Origin of the sequence: Nostoc sp. 2RC, assembly GCF_014222165.1 — a bacterium.
Taxonomy (GTDB): domain Bacteria; phylum Cyanobacteriota; class Cyanobacteriia; order Cyanobacteriales; family Nostocaceae; genus Nostoc; species Nostoc linckia.
Genome location: NZ_JACKZU010000764.1, coordinates 1 through 826 on the forward strand (window position 1 = coordinate 1; position 826 = coordinate 826).

Annotated in this window: 1 protein-coding gene; it reads left to right on the plus strand. The window is 28.2% G+C overall.

The features are described from left to right. Nucleotides 1–549: TnsD family Tn7-like transposition protein (locus GNE10_RS34890; RefSeq protein ID WP_185570556.1), on the plus strand; the 549-nt coding region annotated here is incomplete at its 5' end. Between the last annotated feature and the right edge of the window lie 277 nt (nucleotides 550–826).

Consider the following 826-nt stretch of genomic DNA (forward strand, 5'->3'; position numbering starts at 1 on the left):
AATTACTACTCTGCTCCGTTTCTACAAATGTTTAATAGTAATTTTTACAAATCTACTAACTGGCTTATAGATATATTTCTTTCAGATGGCAAGATAAAAAATCCCTTGCATCACTTGTTAGCGATTATTTTTTTAGAATCTACAGTTGAAGATGTTTTTAAAACTTCTTTTGATTATAAGCCTTTTGGAACAGATTATTGCCCATGTATAAATAGAGGTGGTGAATATTTTAAACGCCTCTTAATTAAGGATAAATACCAGTATACAGACTATAGTGATAGCACTAATACAGTAACTGAGTTTCGTTGTATTTGTGGTTTGGTATCTTCAAAAACAGCTTTTAATAGAATTGATGAATATCAAGTACCAATACTGAAAAAAACAATAAAATACAGTTTGGCTTGGGAATATACTTTAAAAAATTTATGGGAAAATCAAGAATTTACTTTTACAGAAATTGCTCAATATCTTGGTGTTAGCGAGGAGACACTTGAGTGTCAAGTAGGTTACTTAAAACTACCCTTATTAAGACCAATGCCAAGTAAATAGTTTATATTATGCAATTAATTAGCTGTTTTAAAAACCCTATAAAGTCTATTAGGGCTTCTGCTGCCTACCTTTCAGGTTTTCATTCGTTAGCTAACTCAGTAGCATACTCTACACCATCTTCTAATTGTTTGTGTATACTTACTTATGTTTTTTTATAATTATTGAAACAAAATTATTTGGAAGAAATTTGCTAGTAATACATAAATATTGTTCAGTTATTAAGCATTAATAACTTATGTGAAAAAATAATTTTTATATTTTTCAATATAATATAGGC